This is a genomic window from Dysgonomonas sp. BGC7, assembly GCF_001261735.1.
Taxonomy (GTDB): domain Bacteria; phylum Bacteroidota; class Bacteroidia; order Bacteroidales; family Dysgonomonadaceae; genus Dysgonomonas.
The window spans coordinates 191933-212647 of sequence record NZ_CVRP01000007.1; the positions used below are offsets into that span (position 1 = coordinate 191933).

The window sequence follows — 20715 nt, forward strand, 5'->3', positions numbered from 1 at the left end:
AATAAAAATTATCTATCTTTACATGTCTAAAAAAATAAATATGAAATACTTTATATATCTGCTTGTTGTATCTGTGTTCTCTATGCTTGTCGGTTGCAGCAGCAGTGATGATGATATAAAGCCACGTGAACGAACTGTCAGCTATATTGATGTTTCAGATTTTTTAGTATGTCAGGGCTCTTCTAAAGGTGCAGATACTATCCACTATAATAATCTGAAAGATAGAGATCTATTGGCTCTATATTTCGATACTGTATACAAGCCAATTTTGTATCAAGGACGAATTGTTGAATTTTTTGGAGATAAATTAACTTATACTTATCCTGTAGGTTCGTCGTCTAATAAGATCTTGTCTTCCTATGTGTTCGACAAAGACTCTCTTTTTATAATCAATTCCGGTAAGAAAAAAGTGTTTGTTGCTTTAGGTAGCTCCGAAAATTATCTTTACTATAAGCGCTCGATGGTTCGCTATCCAATCAAAGACACTAACCGTGATACAATCTTTTCTACGGCTAATGAAATGAGTTTAGATAAAGTGTTGCAACTTGCGGGATACGATAGTAAAGATAATCTTACCAATCCGTCAGATACTATTGCTTGGTGCAATATGGTATATGTATATAACTAAAGAATTATGTTGAAACATAAAATATTCATTTTCTTCTTCGTATTAGTTTTGCTCTCATCCTGTGGCGATGACGAAGGAGATATCATACGTTATAGTGCCTCTACAATCGAACCTTTCAAAGTCTATGTGAAAAGTACCGACTCTGAACAGGGAGGTGTTGAGTTAGATGAAAGCAGTATAACGAGTCGCATTCGAAAAATTATCCCAGAGTCTACCTATGAGTATTATGTAAATACTACTATTACTTTTCTCGAAGATAATATAATAATAGATCCTCAGGCCAGCTTAGCATTACCCGAAAAAAGCCCGTGCAAATTCGAAGGAGGATCATTGTATATCTCAAAAGCATCTCAGTGGCAATATTTTGGAGATGGAGATCAGCGTATGATTACAATACGTCAGCACTATATAGCACATAAACAAAATGGTTCGGAGAAATTTCAGATAAAGCAAGTACCTCCGCAGAAAGATATGAACGGAGAGGTTGCTGCCGGTCAGTCTCCTTTTGGAGAATTGAAGAATATGGTTGAGGGTGATACGCTTATTTGGTGTACGCGCAATTCTGTATTTCGCTAAGTTTCAGAATAAATATAAGTTAATAATATAGTCCGTTTTTAATACGGACTTTTTTATTAAAGAAAATTCCGAGAAAAAACACTAACTTTGCACCTAAATTTAGAGAACATAGATAATTGTATGGGAAATTTAGTAGCTATAGTCGGTCGGCCTAATGTAGGCAAATCAACTCTCTTTAATCGTTTGACCGAAAGCCGGCAAGCTATTGTGGATGAGACATCCGGAACAACACGTGACAGACAGTACGGTAAAGTAGAATGGGGAAAACAGGAGTTTTCTCTGGTAGATACAGGTGGATGGGTTGTAAACTCAGAAGATGTATTCGAAAGTGAGATCAATAAACAAGTTAAAATAGCCATTGAAGAAGCTGATGTAATTCTCTTCCTTGTGGATGTGATGAATGGGCTTACTGATTTGGATTCTAATGTAGCAAATATGCTGCGTCGTTCAAAGAAGCCAATATTGTTAGTATCTAATAAGGCTGATAATTTTAATCTGCATGCTCAGTCTGCAGAGTTTTATGCTTTGGGCTTAGGAGATCCTATCAACGTTTCGGCTATCAATGGTTCGGGAACAGGGGATTTGTTGGATATGATTATTTCCAAATTTACAAAAAATGAGGTAGACGAACCCCTTGAAGAAATACCTCGTATTGCTATTGTTGGGCGACCTAATGCCGGTAAGTCGTCTTTTGTGAATGCACTGATGGATGAGGAACGCAATATTGTAACCAACATTGCCGGAACTACACGGGATTCGATATATACTCGTTTCGATAGATTTAATATGGATTTCTATCTGGTAGATACAGCAGGTATACGCAAAAAAGGAAAAGTAACGGAAGACTTAGAGTATTATTCTGTCATACGCTCTATCAAAGCCATTGAAAATTCTGATGTTTGTATATTGATGATTGACGCTACGCAAGGTATAGAGAGTCAGGATATGAATATTTTTTCATTAATTCAGAAAAATAATAAAGGGCTTGTTGTTTGTGTCAATAAATGGGACTTAGTAGAGAATAAAGAGCAAATTGTAATCAAGACATTTGAAAAAGCTATCCGCGAACGTTTAGCTCCATTTACCGACTTTCCTATAGTATTTGCTTCTGCTCTTACCAAACAGCGTATATTGAAAGTGTTGGAAATAGCTAAAGATGTATATGGTCGTCGTAAGACAAAAATACCTACTCATAAGCTAAATGAAGTGCTACTGCCTATAATAGAGCATACACCACCTCCTGCAAATAAGGGGAAATATATTAAGATAAAATACATAACTCAGCTGCCAAAAACACAAGTGCCTTCGTTTGTATTCTTCTGTAATCTTCCACAATGGATAAAAGAGCCTTACAAACGCTTTCTCGAAAACAGAATAAGAGATAATTGGGATTTGTCGGGTACGCCTATCAATATATTTATCAGAGAAAAATAATATATGCTAAATATTTTATACAAAGACCTCCATTATGGGGGTCTTTGCTTTTTTATTTAATTGATATATCGGTAATTTCATTAAAATTTCTTCTGAAATTTGTATTTTTGTAGGTTTTAGATAATGAACACATATTTTATAACAAAGAACAGTGGATCAATCAAACATAAATATAAAAAATAAACGTGCCAGTTTCGACTATGAGTTCATCGAAACATTTACGGCAGGTATAGTTCTTACAGGTACCGAGATAAAATCTATTCGTCTGGGAAAAGCTAGCTTGGTAGATACTTTTTGTATTTTCGAAAAAGATGAATTGTGGGTACGCAATATGTATATTGCAGAATACTTCTATGGATCGTACAATAATCATGCAGCGCGCCGCGATCGTAAACTATTGCTAAATAAGAAAGAATTGCGGAAAATGCAACGATTAGTCAAAGAAACAGGATATACGATTGTTCCTACTCGTCTCTTTCTAAACGATAGGGGACTTGCAAAAGTAAATATAGCAGTAGCCCGAGGTAAGAAACAATATGACAAACGTCAGTCTTTGAGAGAAAAAGATGATAAGCGAGCTATGGACAGAGCTATGAAGGGTGAATAAAGATGAACGCATCTCGAAACTTATTTTCTATAACTTGGTATAAGAATAATGCCTCAAAGTTAGTTTTGGGAGGCTTAGTCCTTCTTATTGGGATATTCTTCTACCTGTTAAATGTGCTTTATCCTATTTACCTCGATGATTGGTTTTATTCTTTCAATCTGGCTAATGGGAAACCAATAGATGGAATTCTCGATATTTTAGAGAGTGAGTATGCTCACTATTATAAATGGGGAGGAAGAGTTGTTTTGCATAGTATAGCGCAGTTTATGTTATGGCTGGGCGAATCGTGGGCTAATGTACTAAATACTCTTGCCTACTTGTCTCTTGTGCTTCTTATGTATTCTGTAGCTAATAAGGGAAATAAGACTAATCTTGTGTTATTTTTGTTTGTGAATATATTTATCTGGTTTTCGTTACCTTCTTTGTCACAAAATCTACTTTGGACAACAGGGAGTGCAAACTATCTATGGGGATGCCTTATCTTATTCTCATTTATTTGGTTCTATGTATCATCTTATATTGGGGATGGACAAAAAGATACATTATTTCAGCGCTTAGGCTTGTTCTGTTTAGGTGTTTTTGCCGGATGGACAAATGAAAATATGGGAGTTGCACTCATTTTCTTTCTTTTCGGATTATTGGCTTTGCTCCGCTTACAAAAACGAGATATACCGAAATGGATGATATTGGGGCTTATAGGGGCTGTTGTCGGTTGTGCTTTTATGCTGCTAGCTCCCGGTAATGCAATCAGAAGCAAAAATGACTTGTGGGTAGCACATCACTTGAGAGAAGCAAATCTGTCATTCTACTTTTATCGTTTTGTTACAGTCGTAAAGCTGTCGTTTGTTTATATTCTCATTCCATGCGTTATATATTTACTATCATTAGTTCTATGTTGGTTAAAAGGAAAAAGAGAGAAGAAGAAAGAGTATTTATCTCTGTCTCTACTTCTGTTTAGTTCTTCTATTGTAGCTACTTGTGTTATGGCTGGGGCTCCAATGTTCCCTGAAAGAACTTGGTTTGGTATACTCATACTGCTAATTACTGCTTGGGGAGTTCTATTTGCTAATATTGACCTTTCGGGTAAAAAAGTCGGAATAGCTAGCTATACTGTTTTTACAGTTGCATTTATTATTTATTTGATTTCTTATTTCGAAAACTATTCAGAGCTGGCGCGTTTCAGTGAAATGTGTCAGCGTCGTGATATAATGATAGAAACAGAAAAGAGAAAAGGTATTGAGGATATCGTGATTACTGACGAATTATTCAAACAGAAAGATTCGAGACTGATTGTCCTCGATCTCCAAGATTGGTTGGTTATAGATCCTGCTTGGGATACTCGTTTGGGGAAATATAAAGGAGTAAAAACTATTATAGTAAAAGAAAATAAGGCTAATCCTTTCTAAAGTATGGACAAACTTAAAAGAACAAAATATAATACGATATTTCTGTATATAGCCATTCTCGTTACATTTCTGGGTATATATGTACTAAATCATTTCTTCCCTTTATATACTGACGATTGGGTATATTCTTTTGTCTACGGACGCACATCTGATCGGGTTGCCGGATTTTTCGATGTTTTAGAGTCTCAGTATTGTCACTATTTCACTTGGGGAGGAAGATCAGTGGCTCACACCATCGCTCAATATTTACTCTATTTAGGCGAGTCATGGGGCGATTTGTTGAATAGTATTGCATACGTTATATTAGTCGTATTTATATATTTTATAGCCGATTACCGTAGACGGATCAATCCACTTTTGTTTATGGCTATCAGTGCTCTTATTTGGGTACTTGTTCCTGAACTGATTTATAGTATCGTCTGGCTGACAGGAAGTGCAAATTATCTGTGGGGGTGTTTATTTGTTGTAGCTTTTACTTATCCGTTTTGTATGTATTACCTTCGTCATAAGGCGGGAGAAAATAATGAAAAGAGCATTCTTAAATATGTTTTATTCTTTCTGGGAGGCGTTGTTGCCGGATGGACAAATGAGAATCTGGTAGTTGGCCTGCTATTTTTTATTGTAGCTTTCTTTGCCTTGCTCAAGTATGAAAAAAGAAACATTCCGAAATGGGCTATCATTGCTTTTATTGGAGTTGTTATTGGTTGCTGTTTTATGTTGCTTGCTCCCGGTAATTATATAAGAAACAAAATGGAGCTTAGTATAGTACATGGCATCAATGAGAGTAACTTTAGTTATTCGTACTATTTCTATCGGTTTGTGTCTGTTGCAAAGGCTTACCTTGTATATGGAATAGTGCCTACCCTTATCTATCTGGTTAGCTTTGTTGCGTATTGGAAAATAGGAGATAAGGGAAATAAGCAGAGCGTGTTGCGTTTGTCTGTTGTCTTTTTCTGTATGGCTACTATTTCTATGCTGGTTATGACAGCCGCACCCATTTTTCCAGAAAGGGTATGGTTTGGCATCATTGTATTGTTTACTATAGCAACTTTGTTGTTGTATGCAAATCTTGACTTTTCATATAAGCCTATTTATATCTTCAATTATGTTGTATGTATTACATTAGTCGTTTTTTTAGTCATTTCGTACTCTTCTACTTTAGAAGATACAATTAGGCTAAGAAATGTCTTCGATAGGAGAGAGGCGCTTATCATAAAAGAGAAGTCGAAAGGAAAGACAGATTTTATTTTTAATGATAGATTCGAGCCTCAGAGCTCATTTTTTTATATCCAGAAAGTATACGACCTTCCTCACCTCGAAGGAGATCTGTGGGAAAAAGCATATTCAAAATATTGGGGAATAAATTCTGTGAAAATAGAAGCTCCGAAGTAAAGAAAGAATAAATGTCAGATTTTGATAATTCAAAGAGTAGAGTAATAGGGTGCAGAAGAAAAAATGCCACACTGTTAGCTTTTGTGTTATTATTCTTTGTCCTTATATTTATCTTGAATAGATTATACCCTCTCTATGCTGACGATTGGGGATATATTTATTCTGAGAATAGCTGTGTTCTATCTCAGATCTATCAACGTTTGCTCGACCAATATTTCTCGTGGGGAGGTCGTACTGTTGTTCATGCCATAGCCCATCTGCTTTCGTGGGCAGGACTATTGGTAAGCGATCTAGTGAATAGTGCGGCTTATGTTTTTTATTTATATATCGTATATTGCATTTGCAACAAAGGAAGGCAAACTGATGCTTGGCTGTTCCTCATTTTGGGTTTGGTGTTATGGCTTGTTCTTCCGGCGTTCAATAATACTGTATTGTGGCTTGTTGGAACAGCTAATTATCTTTGGGGAACATTGATCGTTATCGCCTATCTTTACCTCTATTATTCATTTTACATCACAGACAGAACTTATAATAATCATATATACCTATTGCTATTCTTCTTAGGAGGTATTATTGCCGGCTGGACAAACGAGAATATGTTTGTCGCTCAGGTCTTTTTCATTGTAGCAATGTTCGTTCTGCTTCGATATCGGAAAAGGGCAGTTCCGCTATGGTTTATTTGTGGTTTCGTTGGCGTATGTGTAGGAGGGGCTTTTATGGTACTTGCTCCCGGCAATTACATTCGTTCCGAGTTTGTGAACGAGAGTATGGGTTTGGCAGATAAATCATTTATTGAAAATATTTTGTATCGGATTATGAAGGTAGGATACAGATATTTGGTCTATGTATTGCCTCTGTCTGTTATATATTCAGTATTATTCTTTTTATATAAAAAACAAGTGAAAGATGGGCTAAGGAACAAAACATTGTGCGGCTCTTTGTTGTTCTTTGTTTCGGCACATGTAGCGTGTCTGTCTATGGCAGCATCGCCTATATTTCCTCCTCGGGCTATATTTGGTATTGTAACGCTGATTGTTATAGCATCAGGTATTTTATTTGCCAATCTGGAGTTTAGTAAATATAAGATAAAGAATGTAAGCCTGATTATTATATCAGTTCTTTCTTTATGGTTTGTAATCGATTATTATAATAAATATAAAAATGTTCACTTTCTCTCAGAACGGTTCAAGGAGAGAGAAATGTATATAGAAACACAGAAAAAACAGGGTAATAAAGACATAGTATTAAAAGATAAGATAACTTTGCCTGCAAAATATGAGTTTGAAGACTTATCTTCCGACTCTCAGTTTTGGCTAAATAAGAAATACGCAGCATTTTATGCTGTAGATTCCGTAAAAGTTATTCAATAGGAAAGAGATAATGAGTAAAATACAAGATATATTAAAAGAAAGAATTCTGATTCTGGATGGTGCAATGGGTACCATGATACAGAAGTATAAACTGACAGAAGAAGATTTCAGAGGCGAAAGATTTAAAGACTACACCACTCTGTTGAAAGGAAATAACGATTTACTAAGCCTTACTCGTCCCGATGTTATTGAGGCTATTCATCGTGAATATCTTGAGGTAGGAACGGATATCATTGAAACCAATACTTTCAATGCCAACTCTATATCTATGGAAGACTATAATATGTCTGACTTGGTAAGAGAAATAAATGTTGCTGCGGCCAGGTTGGCTCGTAAAGCAGCTGATGAATATACCCAACAAAGTCCTAATCGGCCTCGTTTTGTTGCAGGTTCGATAGGGCCTACGAATAAAACGGCTTCTATGAGTCCGAAGGTGGAAAACCCTATATTTAGGGCTGTAACTTTTGATGACTTGTATTTTGCTTATAAAGAACAGATAGAAGGATTGGTAGACGGAGGCGTCGATTTGTTGTTAATAGAAACAATATTCGATACATTGAATGCGAAGGCAGCTTTGTTTGCTGCCACAGAAGTAAGAAAAGAGCGTAATATCAGTTTGCCAATAATGATTTCTGTTACCCTGTCAGATAAAGGAGGGCGTACGCTGTCGGGACAAACTATTGGAGGTTTCCTTGCTTCTGTAAGTCATATCGATTTTCTGTCTATAGGACTTAACTGTTCGTTTGGAGCTTCCGATATGAAGCCATTCTTGAAAGAACTTGGACGTATTGCTCCTACATATGTTTCTGCATATCCTAATGCTGGTTTGCCAAACCAGTTTGGAGAATATGATGAGACGCCGGAGATAATGGCAAACCAGATAAAAGAGTTTATCGACGAAGGACTCGTTAATATTATAGGAGGCTGTTGTGGTACTACTCCCGCCCATATTGCAAAATATGTAGATATTGTGAAAGATGCTATACCTCATACTCCTGCCCAAAAGCCGAAATATATGTGGTTGTCGGGATTGGAGCTATTAGAGGCAAAGCCCGAAATAAACTTCATGAATATAGGTGAACGCTTAAACGTGGCGGGTTCCCGAAAATTTCTTCGACTAATTAAAGAAGAAAAGTACGAAGAGGCTCTTACTATTGCTCACAAGCAGGTGGAGGATGGAGCACAAGTACTGGATGTGAACATGGATGAAGGCTTACTCGATGGAGTAAAAGAAATGACAACTTTCCTCAATCTGATGGCTTCAGATCCGGATGTGTCTCGTGTTCCGGTAATGATAGACTCTTCCAAATGGGAGGTGCTTGAAGCTGGGCTAAAGTGTGTACAAGGAAAGCCTATCGTAAACTCTATTTCCCTAAAAGGTGGAGAAGAGGAATTTCTCCATCAGGCTCGTTTAGTTAGCAGCTATGGTGCTGCTGTTATTGTGATGGCATTTGACGAAACAGGACAGGCAGATACGTTTGCCCGCCGTATCGAAATATGTGAAAGGGCTTATAAACTATTGGTCAATGATGGATTTAATCCGCTGGATATAATATTCGACCCCAATATATTGGCAATAGCTACAGGCATTGAAGAGCATCGAAATTATGCTGTCGATTTTCTGGAAACTATTACTTGGATAAAAGAGAATCTCCCTCATGCCAAAATAAGCGGAGGGGTCAGTAACTTGTCTTTCTCTTTCAGAGGGAATGATTATGTGCGTGAAGCTATGCACGCTGTATTTCTTTATTATGCTATACAGCGAGGCATGGATATGGGTATTGTCAATCCGGGACAATCTATATTGTATGACGATATTCCTCTCGAATTAAGGAATCTGGTCGAAGATGTGATTTTCAATCGCAGACCGGAATCTACAGACGAGTTGATAGAATATGCTGAAAAAATAAAGAATGAAAAAACTGGTACTGTAGAACTGAAAGTGGAAGAATGGCGCTCTTTTCCTCTCGAAGAACGTATTCAGTATGCTTTGATAAAAGGAATCAGTGATCACTTGGAAGAAGACCTAGAAGAAGCTCTTAAGGTATATCCTAAGGCTGTCGATATAATAGACAAGCCATTGATGGATGGTATGAATAAGGTCGGAGATTTGTTCGGGTCAGGAAAGATGTTTCTTCCTCAGGTTGTGAAAACAGCTCGTACAATGAAACGTGCCGTAGCTATTCTTCAACCGGTATTAGAAGAACAAAAAGCGTCTTCTTCGGGAAGCAATAAGGCAGGAAAGCTTATCATTGCAACAGTAAAAGGTGATGTACATGATATCGGTAAAAATATTGTGGCTATTATTCTGGCTTGTAACAATTATGAAGTGATAGATCTCGGCGTTATGACTCCCCCCGAAGTTATTATACAAAGGGTGAAAGAAGAGCAGCCCGATATCCTATGTCTTAGCGGATTAATTACTCCTTCGCTGGAAGAAATGAGCATAGTTGCACATGAGATGGAAAAAGCAGGTTTTTCCATTCCTCTGATGATCGGCGGAGCTACCACCTCCAAGCTGCATACAGCTATCAAGATAGATCCGAAATATAATAATGGGTCGGTAGTATATGTAAAAGATGCTTCACAAGCTCCTGCCGCAGTGAGCAAGCTAATCAATCCTACTACTAAAGAAAATTATATAAAAGAAGTGCGGGACGAATACGCCTCTTTGCGAGATACAGCCGGTGACAAAAAAGCCGATTTACTTCCTTTCTCCGAAGTTCTTGTAAAAGGTATGAAAATAGAATGGAACAATTATGTAGCTCAACAACCATCTGTACATGGTCGACAGGTATTGAAGAATATACCTGTGGAAGAGATTGTTCCATATGTAGACTGGAAATTCTTTTTCCATTCTTGGAACTTGTCTGCACGCTATGCCTCGGTTCAGAATATAGATGATTGTCCTGCATGCAGGGCGACTTGGTTAAACTCTTTTCCCGAATCGGAGAGAGAAAAAGCATCGGAAGGCATGCAATTATATAAAGATGCCAAAGCTTTGTTAGACCAACTTGTGTTCAATAAAGCCGGATATATAAATGCTGTCTTTGGTATTTTCGACGCATATAGCGATAGTGAATGCTTGTATATTAATGATATTTGTTTTCCAATGCTTCGCCAGCAAAAGAAGAACGACAAGGGAGAATATCTTTCTCTTTGCGATTTTGTAGCTCCTAAATCTTCGGGAAAGAAAGATTATATTGGGGGCTTTACTGTTACTGCGGGAGTTGGAGCAAATGAGTTGATGAGCGAGTATGAAAGACAAGGAGATGAGTATAAAGTTCTGTTATTAAAATCTGTTCTTGATCGCTTGGCGGAGGCTGCAACAGAGTGGCTTCATGCCCGAATAAGAAAAGAGTATTGGGGCTTTGCGGCAGATGAGAATATAACTGTAAACGAAATGTTTACTCTCAAGTATCAGGGTATCCGTCCGGCTGTGGGTTATCCTTCTATTCCCGATCAGTCTATCAATTTCTTACTTAATACAAATTTGCTACAATCAACTGAAATAGGAGTAGAATTAACAGAGAATGGAGTTATGCTACCAAATGCGTCGGTGAGTGGTATTATTATTTCTCATCCCAAGTCGAAATACTTTAATATAGGCAATATTCTTGAAGATCAGGCTGAAGCATATATCGAAAAGCGTGGAGAAGATCCAAAACTTATTCGTAAATTCTTGGCAGCAAATCTTATATAGTAAATAATGGCTCTTTAGCAAATGCAGTTTTTTGATCTTATATCTTATCCTTTTTTTCAGAATGCCCTGCTGGGCAGTTTGTTTGCCAGTATAGCCTGTGGCATTATAGGCTCTTATATTGTCATTCGCCGGCTTGTTTTTATCAGCGGAGGAATAACACATGCTTCGTTAGGAGGCATTGGTATGGGGTTCTATTTCGGATGGAATCCTATTCTGTCTGCAATGATCTTTTCCATATTGTCGGCTTTTGGTATAGAATGGCTATCGTCTCGGCAAGGTGTTCGGGAAGACTCTGCAATAGGCTCATTCTGGTCGTTGGGAATGGCCATTGGTATTATCTTCATATACTTGAAACCCGGTTTTGCTCCCAATCTGTCAGACTATCTTTTTGGTAATATTCTTACCATTACCAGGCTCGATATAACATATCTGGCTATTCTGTCACTTGTCCTTATACTTGTTTTTACACTATTTGGTAAGCAAATCCTTTTTGCTGCATTCGATCCCGACTTTGCCAAAACACGGGGGCTACCAGTCAATCTGATTAAATATACTATGATGATGGGTATTGCTATTACCATTGTCTTGTCAATCCGTCTTGTAGGGATAGTGCTCCTTATGTCGATACTAACTGTGCCTCAAATGACAGCAAATCTTTTTACCTCAAACTTTGTAAAGATGATCTTGCTCTCTATTCTTATAGGCTTTTTAGCCTGTATCGCAGGGCTGTTTCTATCAGCCGTATTGGATGTTCCTTCCGGGGTTTTCATCATCTTTACACAAATAGTAGTCTTTCTTATTTCTCGCTCATTAGTAAGGCTCGTTCATAAACGACAAAGGAAAGTATTGGCTTAACCTTTTCCTATCATATCTTTGAAGGAAATGTGCTTTACACTTTGTTTGCGAAACAGTAGTGCTCCTATACATATTCCTATAGCAAGAGTAAACAGCAGAGACATGGTTAGCATAAGGTTGTGTGACATCTCTATCAATATCCGAGGATTCTGTTCTACAGTAGAGATATCCGTAACTTTTATTCCTGCCAGCATTGTGCGGTATGCAAACATACCGGGTATCATTGTTATACATGCCGGCATTGTGAATACAACAGGCGGGCTATTTACCCTATGAGCCGCAAAAATGCCTACCAGCCCGATCAAGACAGATCCCGCAAGAGTTGCTGTGATGAGGCCAAAATCGAGTTGTATAAGAATAAAGCGGATGCAATGCCCCATTCCGCCGAGTAGTCCGGCTACCCAGAGTAGGCGTTTGGGTGAACCGAAAAGTATACCCCAGCAAAATCCTACCACGAAGGCAATTCCAAAATCGCGAAGTATATTTATTATAGTTAGTTCTTCCATTTTTTTCTAAAAATTACTTATTCCCATTAATGTAATGCAGAGCGTCATTCCGGCTGCTATACAAAGCAATATGAAACCTCCGAACAGCGCCCTGTTGATTGCAGACGACAAATATCCTTCTATCAGATCTATTACACAATTGATAAGAGGAACTCCTGGTATAAGATAGAGAACAGCGGTAGCCATTGCAGCTTCAGGGTGAGTGCCGATACCGTATAGGCGTCCTAATCCCGCTATAAGTGTTGTTGTAAATGCTGCAATAGAAATACATATCATAGGGTTGAATTTCTTTTTTGCAAATACGCTTTTTACAATAAACCCAACGAATGCAGCAACAAATGCTACTAAAGCATTCATTATGTCTCCCATTGAAAACAGACATAATCCGGCACATGAAAATCCCACTGCTATTGCAACAGGCAGGTCTTTATAGTTTGGTTTGTTTTTTATACGAATAAACTCTTTTTCTACCTCTTCGATAGGTAATTTCTCTTCCTGTACTTTCCACGAGAGGTGAGACACTTCCGTTAATATGGCTAAGTGAACGTTGTGAGGAGGGGAGAGCTTGTATCTTGTGATCGAATTCTCGGGATCATTCTTATCTTTTACTGTAACCAACAAGCCACTGAATGTTGGACTCATATTCACATCAAAACCCCATGTTGTTGCCAAACGCCCCAAGTTGCTGTTGAGTCGCCCACAGTGAGCTCCCGATGCCAGAAGATAAGTTCCGATATCCAATATTAAATCGGCAAAACGTTGTGCTGGTATTTTTTTGTAGTATTCCGACATTTTTTTACTGATCTGTTTTTATGCAAAGATAACAGTTTCGAGAATTTGTTCTATATAGATTTGCATCTTACTCGATAAAAAGTAATACTGTAACATATCTAACTGTTGACTGATTACTGCTAACTGATCAGTATTTTAACTAAAACCTGACAAACTTGTACACTTTTTACCTGTCTTTTACTTATTACGTTTAACATTGCACCAAAGAAAGTATTTTCTTTATAGATAAAGTTTTGGAAACACGAAAACTAGCATGTATTCTCCTACAGACTCTCATTTATCTTAATTAATACATCAGAAAAATGCTTTTTCATGCAATCGTTTGCAATTTATTTTAGTCTAAAATAAAAAGAGAAAGATGTGCTTTTTGTCTTTTAATCAGTAGTTTTGTTTAGGTAAACATATAGTCCTATAACCTGTTGATCTAATAACCATAAATGTAAGTTTTAGATGAGAGTTAAATTACATATTAATTATTATACAAACTGGGGGCAAACAGTACATGTTTGTGGATCGTCTTCCTCATTAGGAGGATTTGATGAAAATAAATCCTTGGAGATGATATATAGCCCCGGATCTCAATGGTCAGTCGAATTTGAAACTTCAGATGACGATGCTGAGTATTTTTATCTTATAAAAGATCACTCTAAAACAATAAGAAGAGAGTGGGGAAGACGATATCTGAAAACAAAAGGTGTCGATCTTCTTGATGTGAAAGATACATGGAAGAATGCGCCTCAACAAAAATTCCTTTATACATCAGGTTTTTCCGGCAGCTTCTTTTATCACGACGATGACAATAAATTGAAATATAATAAAAATTCAATTCTTCTAAGTGTAAATTGTCCTTATGTCAATAAGGATCAAATATTGATATTATGTGGAGATTCGAAAGAACTGGGAAACTGGGAGCCTGAAAAAGCATTACATTTCTCTCCAACAAAATATGGAATTTGGCAGCTTGTAATAAATAAAACATGGATAAAATCTCCTCAAGAATATAAGTTAGCAATATATGATACCGTCGCAAAGACGGTAGTGCATTGGGAAGAAGGAATAAACCGGATATTATATCCTGTGTCTGTAGCAGCTAAGTCTGAGGGAACATCTGTTTTTGTAGAGTCTTTGGATTATTGGTATGGTTGGATAAACTGGAAAACAGCAGGGGTTGCAATTCCTGTTTTCTCTTTGCGTTCTGAAGATAGCTTTGGGATTGGAGAATTTTCTGATCTGAAAAAAATGATAGATTGGGCTGCTGTAACTAATCAGAAAATAATACAGGTGCTTCCTGTAAACGATACGACCAATACACATACGTGGACAGATTCTTACCCTTACAATGCCATATCTATCTATGCTTTACATCCCATCTATTTGGGCTTGAAATCTTATCCGCTGAAAGATAAAGCATTATTCGATAAATATAAGAAAGAGGCTGAAGCGTTGAATCAGCTAAAAGATACAGACTACGAAAAAGTTTATAGCTTAAAACAATCTTATATTGCAGATTTATACAACGAATCGGGTAAAAATGTTCTTGAAAGTAAAGAATATTTAAGCTTTTATAAGCATAATGAAGAGTGGCTTTTCCCATACGCCTGTTTTTCTTATTTGAGAGATCAACATAAGACTTCCGATTTCTTGAAATGGAAGACATCTAAGAAGTATAATAAGAAGAAATTACAAAAACTGGTAGAAACAGAGTCCACTGTCAGAGATGCGATAAATCTACACTGTTTTGTTCAATACCTGTTACACGAGCAATTATTAGAGGTAAAAGAGTATGCACACCGACACAATGTGATATTGAAGGGAGATATTCCTATTGGGATTAGTCGCTGTAGTGTGGAAGCATGGACTGAGCCCCATCTGTTTAATATGGATGTGCAAACAGGTGCACCGCCTGACGATTTTTCTTTCTTTGGTCAGAACTGGGGTTTTCCTACATATAATTGGGAAGAAATGGCTAAAGACGGATATCAGTGGTGGATCAAGCGTTTTCGCAAAATGGCTGATTACTTTGATGCTTATCGTATAGACCATATATTGGGCTTTTTCCGGATATGGGAAATTCCATTGTCATCGGTACAAGGCTTACTTGGCTATTTCAGTCCTGCTCTGCCTTTGTCGGTAAATGAGATACAATCGGCTGGGATGTGGTTCGATGATTTTCGTATGACTCATCCTTTTATCCATGAAAGCTTTTTAGGCGATCTCTTCGGCGAATACACACAAGAGGTGATTGATGCCTATCTCCACCCTATAGCATGGCAGCGTTACGAATTGAAAGAATCTTGCAATAGCCAAGTCAAAATTAAAGAAATATTTAATGGCCTTTCAGGACAAAAAAATGACCGTATCCGAGATGGTTTATACGGTTTGTGCAACGAAGTCCTTTTCATCCGAGATAAACATGATCCTGAAAAGTTCCATCCACGTATAACTGCTCAATATAGTTATTCGTACAAATATCTGGATGAAGGAGCAAAATATGCCTTCAATCGTATCTATAACGATTATTTCTATAATCGGCACAATCAGTACTGGCGTGATCAGGCAATGAAAAAACTTCCTCCTCTCATATCTTCTACTTCGATGCTTGTTTGTGGCGAAGATTTGGGTATGGTACCCGAATCGGTACCATCGGTAATGAACGAATTGCAAATACTGAGTCTTGAGATAGAGCGCATGCCTAAAGCGAGGAATGTAATGTTTAATAATTTGCAGAATCTCCCTTATCTGAGTGTTTGTACTACATCTACTCACGATATGGCTCCTATCAGAGCTTGGTGGCACGAAAATAGAGAAGTTACCCAAGCATACTACAATCAGGTGCTATGGAAACAAGGGCCTGCACCCGAAGATTGTTCAGCTGATCTTTGCAGACACATATTAATGAACCATCTTAACTCTCCTTCCATGTTAGTTATACTTCCTCTTCAAGACTGGTTGTCTGTAGATGATAAACTAAAAAGAAGCGTTGCTGAAGAAGAAAGAATAAATATTCCTGCCATATCTCAACATTATTGGAGATACAGGATGCACATCACTTTGGAAGAGCTTATTGCCTCGGCTGAGTTCAATGAGAATGTGAGAAATATGATAAAGTCATCCGACAGAGAATAAATAATAATAAATTATACCCATGAAGAAAAACTGTTTAATCTTATTACTTTTTGTTTTTATTACACAGTCAATCCTCGCTATTGATGTAAAGACCGTTGACCCTGCTTTTTGGTGGGCGGGCATGAAAAATGCAGAACTACAAGTACTCATACATGGTAGCGATGTTGCAAAATCAAATGTTAGCATAACATCTAAAACAGCACGGCTGAAAGAAATAGTAAAACTGGAAAGTTCGAACTATTTAATTTTATATTTGGACTTGTCTGATGCATCACCTGAAAAATTTGATATAGTACTGCAACAGGGAAAGGATAAGAAAGTGATTCCTTACGAGCTTCGTGAACGTAAACCGAATTCAGCTAACCGAATTGGCTTCAACTCCAATGATGTTCTGTATCTTATAATGCCCGATCGTTTTGCCAATGGAGATACTTCTAACGATGTCGTTGCAGGGATGCGTGAAGCTAAAGTGGACAGAAACGGGCAGTATGCCCGTCATGGTGGCGACTTTAAGGGAATAAGTAACAATATAGATTATATTCACGATCTGGGAGTTACTGCTATATGGCTTAATCCTGTTTTGGAGAACGATATGGACGAAGGATCTTATCATGGATATGCTACCACAGATTATTATAAAGTAGATCGTCGTTTTGGGTCTAATCAGGACTTTGTTGATCTGGTAGACAAGACTCATGCTAGAGGGATGAAGGTTGTAATGGATATGATCTTCAACCACTGTGGTAGTGAACATTTCTTTTTCACAGACAGACCATCGAGAGATTGGTTCAACTATCCTGACAAATATGTTCAAACATCATATAAAACTACAACACAGCATGATCCATACGTTTCGGCAGCAGATAAGAAATTGGCTATCGACGGTTGGTTTGTAGAATCTATGCCCGATCTTAATCAGCGCAATCGTCATGTAGCAAAATACCTTATTCAAAATAGTATTTGGTGGATTGAATATAGCGGTCTTGATGGAATCAGGCAGGATACTCATCCATATGCAGATTTCGATATGATGTCTCGTTGGTGTAAAGAAGTTACAGAAGAATATCCTGATTTTAATATTGTCGGCGAAACATGGCTTCATAATAATGTTGCAGTTGCCTTTTGGCAAAAAGACAGTAAGTTAGCTGCTCCCCGCAATTCGAATCTGCGCTGTGTAATGGATTTTCCACTGATGGGTGTGATGGAAAAAGCCTTTGATGAGCAAACAACGTGGGATCAGGGACTATCTCGTATATATGAGTATTTGGGACAGGATATTGTTTATCAAAATCCACACGAACTATTAATCTTTTTGGACAATCATGATACTTCCCGTTTTTTTAGAAATATAGGCCAGACTTCCAACCTTAACAGATATAGACAGGCGATTGCGTTTTTATTGACAACTCGTGGTATTCCCGAAATATACTATGGTACAGAAATATTAATGGCTGCCGATAAGAGCGAAGGAGATGGATATCTTCGCCGCGATTTTCCCGGAGGTTGGGCTGGAGATGAAGTAAATGCTTTTAACCGTTCGGAAAGAACAGCTCATCAGAATGAAGCATTTGATTATATGCGCAAATTGTTGAATTGGCGCAAAGGTAATGATGTTATAGCTAAAGGTTCTTTAAAGCACTTTGCACCTACCAATGGAGTATATGTATATCAAAGAGAGTATAATGGAAAGTCGGTGGTTGTCTTCCTTAGTGGTACAGATGAGGAGAAGGTTATAGATCTGTCTGCTTATAAAGAAGTGCTACCGGCAACACAAGCAAAAGATATTGTTAGTGAAAATATAATAAACCTGACTGGTAAGACATTAACAATTAAGCCTAGAAGCGTAATGATATTAGAATTTTGATTACTTTTATGAAAGTATCAAAATCTGAAAATTCATGAAAAAAGGCCCTCTTACCATTAAAGATATTGCTAGAGAGTTGAACATATCGCCCTCGACTGTGTCGAGGGCTTTAAAAGATAATCCCGATATAAGTTCCGAAACCAGAAGGCTGGTTCAGGAATATGCGAAGAAACATAAGTATAAGCCGAATGCATTAGCGTTAAGCCTGCGTACACAGCACAATAATATTATTGGTGTAATGGTGCCCGAGTTGGCTAATCATTTCTTTTCAGGAGTCCTTTCGGGTATGGAGACTGTGGCAGAAGAGAAAGATTATCATGTGATAGTTTGTCAATCATTAGAAGATTATCATAAAGAGATAAGGAATGTACAAACTTTGATAAAGGCTCGTGTTTGTGGGGTACTAATCTCTCAATCGAAGACTACAACACAGTATGGCCATTTTCAGGAGTTGATAGATAATGATATTCCTGTAATCTTTTTCGATCGTATCTGTACAGGTATAGATACTGATAAAGTTGTGGTAGACGATTACTCAGGAACATTTACTGCTGTAGAATATATGATAAAAACAGGTTGTAAGCGTATAGCCTTTTTCTCAGCTCCAACACACCTTGAGATTTCGAAAAACCGTAAGAACGGGTATTTAGATGCATTGCGCAAATATCACTTATCGGTGGATGAGAATCTGATACGTATTGCTGATACAAAATCTTTAGGATATGAAAGGGCTATGGAAATATTGCAGGAGCCAAATCGCCCTGATGCTTTTATGGCCATGAATGACTATACGGCATCGGGGATATTAGTTGCAGCAAAGCAATTGGGGCTAAAAGTGCCTGAAGAAATATCTATATTTGGGTTTTCTAATTCTAATATATCTCAGGATACAGATCCTATGCTTACTACTATGGATCAACATCCGCAGACTGTAGGAGAAGAAGCTATGAGGCTTATTCTTGAAAAAGTAGAAAACCCGGAACATATTTCGCGTAAAAATAAGATAATAAAGACTTCGTTGATAGCTCGGCAGACAACACGTAAGCTTCCGGACGGAAACGGATAGAAATAGTTTATAAAAACCATACTATAACCATGAAACAAAAACCAACACTCTCCTTCTGGCAAATCTGGAACCTTAGTTTCGGATTTTTGGGTATACAAATTGGATATTCATTACAGAGTTCTCAGACAAGTCGTATTCTTTCAGCATTGGGTGCAGATCCACACGAGTTACCCCTATTTTGGCTCGCAGCACCTGTTGCCGGTCTTCTTGTACAGCCTATTATTGGGTTGTCGAGCGATCGTACATGGACTCGTCTTGGGCGACGCATCCCTTTTATTTTAGGAGGAGCTATTGTTTCGGCCATTGCTATGTTTTTTATGCCAAATTCAGAGTTTGCGGCTGCTATTATGCCTCCGGTTATTTTTGGGGCATTTATGTTATTGTTTATGGATTGTGCTTTTAATGTTTCCATGCAGCCTTTCCGGTCGTTGGTTGGTGATATGGTCAATGAAAAACAGCGGAATCTGGGATATTCTACTCAAAGCTTTCTCACTAATGTTGGCGCTGTAGTAGGGTCATTTCTTCCTTTTATACTCACATGGATAGGCATTCAAAATATACCCGAGGCCGGGGATAAAGTTGCGCCATCGGTCATCTGGGCCTTCTACATTGGAGGCGGGGCCCTCTTGCTTACTGTATTATGGACAAGTTTCAAAGTAAAAGAATATCCGCCTAGGGAATATGAAGAGTATAACCATATAACGGAAGAGGAGAAGAAGAAGAAATCATTTCTTGCTATATTGCGAGAAACTCCCAAAACGATGCTTCAACTAAGTATTGTGCAATTTTTTTCATGGTTTGCATTGTTCATAATGTGGGTATATGCTATAGGAGGAATTGCCGAAAATGTTTGGCATACAACAGATCCTTTGTCTGAAGCATATAATGAAGCAGGAAACTGGAATGGAGTACTTAGTGGTGTATATGGTATATTTGCTGCAATATTTGCAATCTTTATGGCAAAAATAGCAGATAAGATAGGACGTCGAAAAGTATACTCTCTGGCATTGTTCCTTGGAGCTTTAGGGCTGACCTCCATGTATGTATTCGATGATAAATATATGCTCTTAATCTCTATGGTGGGTGTAGGTATAGCTTGGGCTGCTATATTGGCTATGCCATATGCAATCTTGTCTGCTGCACTCCCGGCTAATAAAATGGGAGTATATATGGGGATATTTAATGCAACTATTACAATTCCTCAGATTGTTGCCGGATTGACAGGAGGTTTGATTCTCAAATATGTGGTTGAAGGAAGTTCCATCTCTATGTTGGTGGTAGCAGGAGTGTCTATGTTATTAGCAGCAATTTCTGTTGTCTTTGTTAAAGAGACTAATCACGATGAGCAGGTTATGCAAAGTTTGGAAAATAAAAAGTAATATTAATCACT

Annotated in this window: 15 protein-coding genes; 13 read left to right on the forward strand and 2 right to left on the reverse strand. The window is 37.7% G+C overall.

Annotated elements, in window-relative coordinates; all coding sequences use genetic code 11:
- The first annotated feature begins 40 nt into the window (after nucleotides 1-40).
- The 9 genes from BGC7_RS06080 to BGC7_RS06120 all read left to right on the forward strand — a co-directional run bounded on the left by BGC7_RS06080 (nucleotide 41) and on the right by BGC7_RS06120 (nucleotide 11971).
- Entirely contained in the window at nucleotides 41-628 is a 588-nt protein-coding gene (locus BGC7_RS06080) for a hypothetical protein (RefSeq protein WP_157258669.1), read from the forward strand.
- Nucleotides 629-634: 6 nt separating this feature from the next.
- A complete protein-coding gene (locus tag BGC7_RS06085; protein WP_050700673.1) occupies nucleotides 635-1204 on the forward strand; it encodes a hypothetical protein in 570 nt (189 codons plus the stop codon).
- Between the two features lie 120 nt (nucleotides 1205-1324).
- Nucleotides 1325-2638, forward strand: a complete 1314-nt coding sequence (der, locus tag BGC7_RS06090; RefSeq protein ID WP_050700674.1) for a ribosome biogenesis GTPase Der — start codon at nucleotides 1325-1327, stop codon at nucleotides 2636-2638.
- Nucleotides 2639-2789: 151 nt separating this feature from the next.
- Nucleotides 2790-3245 carry an SsrA-binding protein SmpB gene (gene smpB, locus BGC7_RS06095; protein WP_050700675.1) on the forward strand — a complete coding sequence of 152 codons (456 nt, stop codon included), beginning with the start codon at nucleotides 2790-2792 and terminating at the stop codon, nucleotides 3243-3245.
- A 2-nt stretch (nucleotides 3246-3247) separates the two neighbouring features.
- Nucleotides 3248-4651: a DUF3329 domain-containing protein gene (locus BGC7_RS06100; protein WP_050700676.1), complete on the forward strand. Its 1404-nt coding sequence runs from the start codon at nucleotides 3248-3250 to the stop codon at nucleotides 4649-4651.
- Nucleotides 4652-4654: 3 nt separating this feature from the next.
- Complete coding sequence (locus BGC7_RS06105) at nucleotides 4655-6043, forward strand: DUF3329 domain-containing protein (RefSeq protein WP_050700677.1); 1389 nt, start codon at nucleotides 4655-4657, stop codon at nucleotides 6041-6043.
- Between the two features lie 11 nt (nucleotides 6044-6054).
- On the forward strand, nucleotides 6055-7413 hold the full coding sequence (locus BGC7_RS06110; RefSeq protein ID WP_050700678.1) for a DUF3329 domain-containing protein: 1359 nt from the start codon (nucleotides 6055-6057) through the stop codon (nucleotides 7411-7413).
- Between the two features lie 10 nt (nucleotides 7414-7423).
- Nucleotides 7424-11116: a methionine synthase gene (gene metH, locus BGC7_RS06115; protein WP_050700679.1), complete on the forward strand. Its 3693-nt coding sequence runs from the start codon at nucleotides 7424-7426 to the stop codon at nucleotides 11114-11116.
- Between the two features lie 21 nt (nucleotides 11117-11137).
- A complete protein-coding gene (locus tag BGC7_RS06120) occupies nucleotides 11138-11971 on the forward strand; it encodes a metal ABC transporter permease (protein ID WP_050700680.1) in 834 nt (277 codons plus the stop codon).
- Here the strand turns inward: BGC7_RS06120 and BGC7_RS06125 are convergent.
- Together BGC7_RS06125 and BGC7_RS06130 are read right to left on the reverse strand one after the other, a co-directional pair.
- On the reverse strand, nucleotides 11968-12477 hold the full coding sequence (locus BGC7_RS06125; RefSeq protein ID WP_050700681.1) for a threonine/serine exporter family protein: 510 nt from the start codon (nucleotides 12475-12477) through the stop codon (nucleotides 11968-11970). The two genes, BGC7_RS06120 and BGC7_RS06125, sit on opposite strands and share 4 nt — an antisense overlap.
- A gap of 6 nt (nucleotides 12478-12483) precedes the next feature.
- Nucleotides 12484-13269: a threonine/serine exporter family protein gene (locus BGC7_RS06130; RefSeq protein WP_050700682.1), complete on the reverse strand. Its 786-nt coding sequence runs from the start codon at nucleotides 13267-13269 to the stop codon at nucleotides 12484-12486.
- 450 nt (nucleotides 13270-13719) lie between these two features.
- Here BGC7_RS06130 and BGC7_RS06135 point away from each other — a divergent pair, with 450 nt between their 5' ends.
- From BGC7_RS06135 to BGC7_RS06150, 4 genes are read left to right on the forward strand one after another with little or no spacing between them, the layout of a single operon-like run.
- The gene (locus BGC7_RS06135) at nucleotides 13720-16395 is read left to right on the forward strand and encodes a 4-alpha-glucanotransferase (RefSeq protein ID WP_050700683.1); all 2676 of its coding nucleotides are present in this window, start codon (nucleotides 13720-13722) and stop codon (nucleotides 16393-16395) included.
- 19 nt (nucleotides 16396-16414) lie between these two features.
- Nucleotides 16415-18259, forward strand: coding sequence for a glycoside hydrolase family 13 protein (locus tag BGC7_RS06140; RefSeq protein ID WP_050700684.1), 1845 nt, complete (start codon nucleotides 16415-16417; stop codon nucleotides 18257-18259).
- A 34-nt stretch (nucleotides 18260-18293) separates the two neighbouring features.
- Nucleotides 18294-19325 carry a LacI family DNA-binding transcriptional regulator gene (locus BGC7_RS06145; protein ID WP_050700685.1) on the forward strand — a complete coding sequence of 344 codons (1032 nt, stop codon included), beginning with the start codon at nucleotides 18294-18296 and terminating at the stop codon, nucleotides 19323-19325.
- A gap of 29 nt (nucleotides 19326-19354) precedes the next feature.
- Entirely contained in the window at nucleotides 19355-20704 is a 1350-nt protein-coding gene (locus BGC7_RS06150) for an SLC45 family MFS transporter (protein WP_050700686.1), read from the forward strand.
- Nucleotides 20705-20715: the final 11 nt, after the last annotated feature.

Coding starts and splice junctions, on each gene's coding strand:
- BGC7_RS06080 (WP_157258669.1), top strand. CDS start 41: ATGAAATACTTTATATATCTGCTTGTTGTATCTGTGTTCTCTATGCTT.
- BGC7_RS06085 (WP_050700673.1), top strand. CDS start 635: ATGTTGAAACATAAAATATTCATTTTCTTCTTCGTATTAGTTTTGCTC.
- der (WP_050700674.1), top strand. CDS start 1,325: ATGGGAAATTTAGTAGCTATAGTCGGTCGGCCTAATGTAGGCAAATCA.
- BGC7_RS06100 (WP_050700676.1), top strand. CDS start 3,248: ATGAACGCATCTCGAAACTTATTTTCTATAACTTGGTATAAGAATAAT.
- BGC7_RS06105 (WP_050700677.1), top strand. CDS start 4,655: ATGGACAAACTTAAAAGAACAAAATATAATACGATATTTCTGTATATA.
- BGC7_RS06110 (WP_050700678.1), top strand. CDS start 6,055: ATGTCAGATTTTGATAATTCAAAGAGTAGAGTAATAGGGTGCAGAAGA.
- metH (WP_050700679.1), top strand. CDS start 7,424: ATGAGTAAAATACAAGATATATTAAAAGAAAGAATTCTGATTCTGGAT.
- BGC7_RS06120 (WP_050700680.1), top strand. CDS start 11,138: ATGCAGTTTTTTGATCTTATATCTTATCCTTTTTTTCAGAATGCCCTG.
- BGC7_RS06125 (WP_050700681.1), bottom strand. CDS start 12,477: ATGGAAGAACTAACTATAATAAATATACTTCGCGATTTTGGAATTGCC.
- BGC7_RS06130 (WP_050700682.1), bottom strand. CDS start 13,269: ATGTCGGAATACTACAAAAAAATACCAGCACAACGTTTTGCCGATTTA.
- BGC7_RS06135 (WP_050700683.1), top strand. CDS start 13,720: ATGAGAGTTAAATTACATATTAATTATTATACAAACTGGGGGCAAACA.
- BGC7_RS06140 (WP_050700684.1), top strand. CDS start 16,415: ATGAAGAAAAACTGTTTAATCTTATTACTTTTTGTTTTTATTACACAG.
- BGC7_RS06145 (WP_050700685.1), top strand. CDS start 18,294: ATGAAAAAAGGCCCTCTTACCATTAAAGATATTGCTAGAGAGTTGAAC.
- BGC7_RS06150 (WP_050700686.1), top strand. CDS start 19,355: ATGAAACAAAAACCAACACTCTCCTTCTGGCAAATCTGGAACCTTAGT.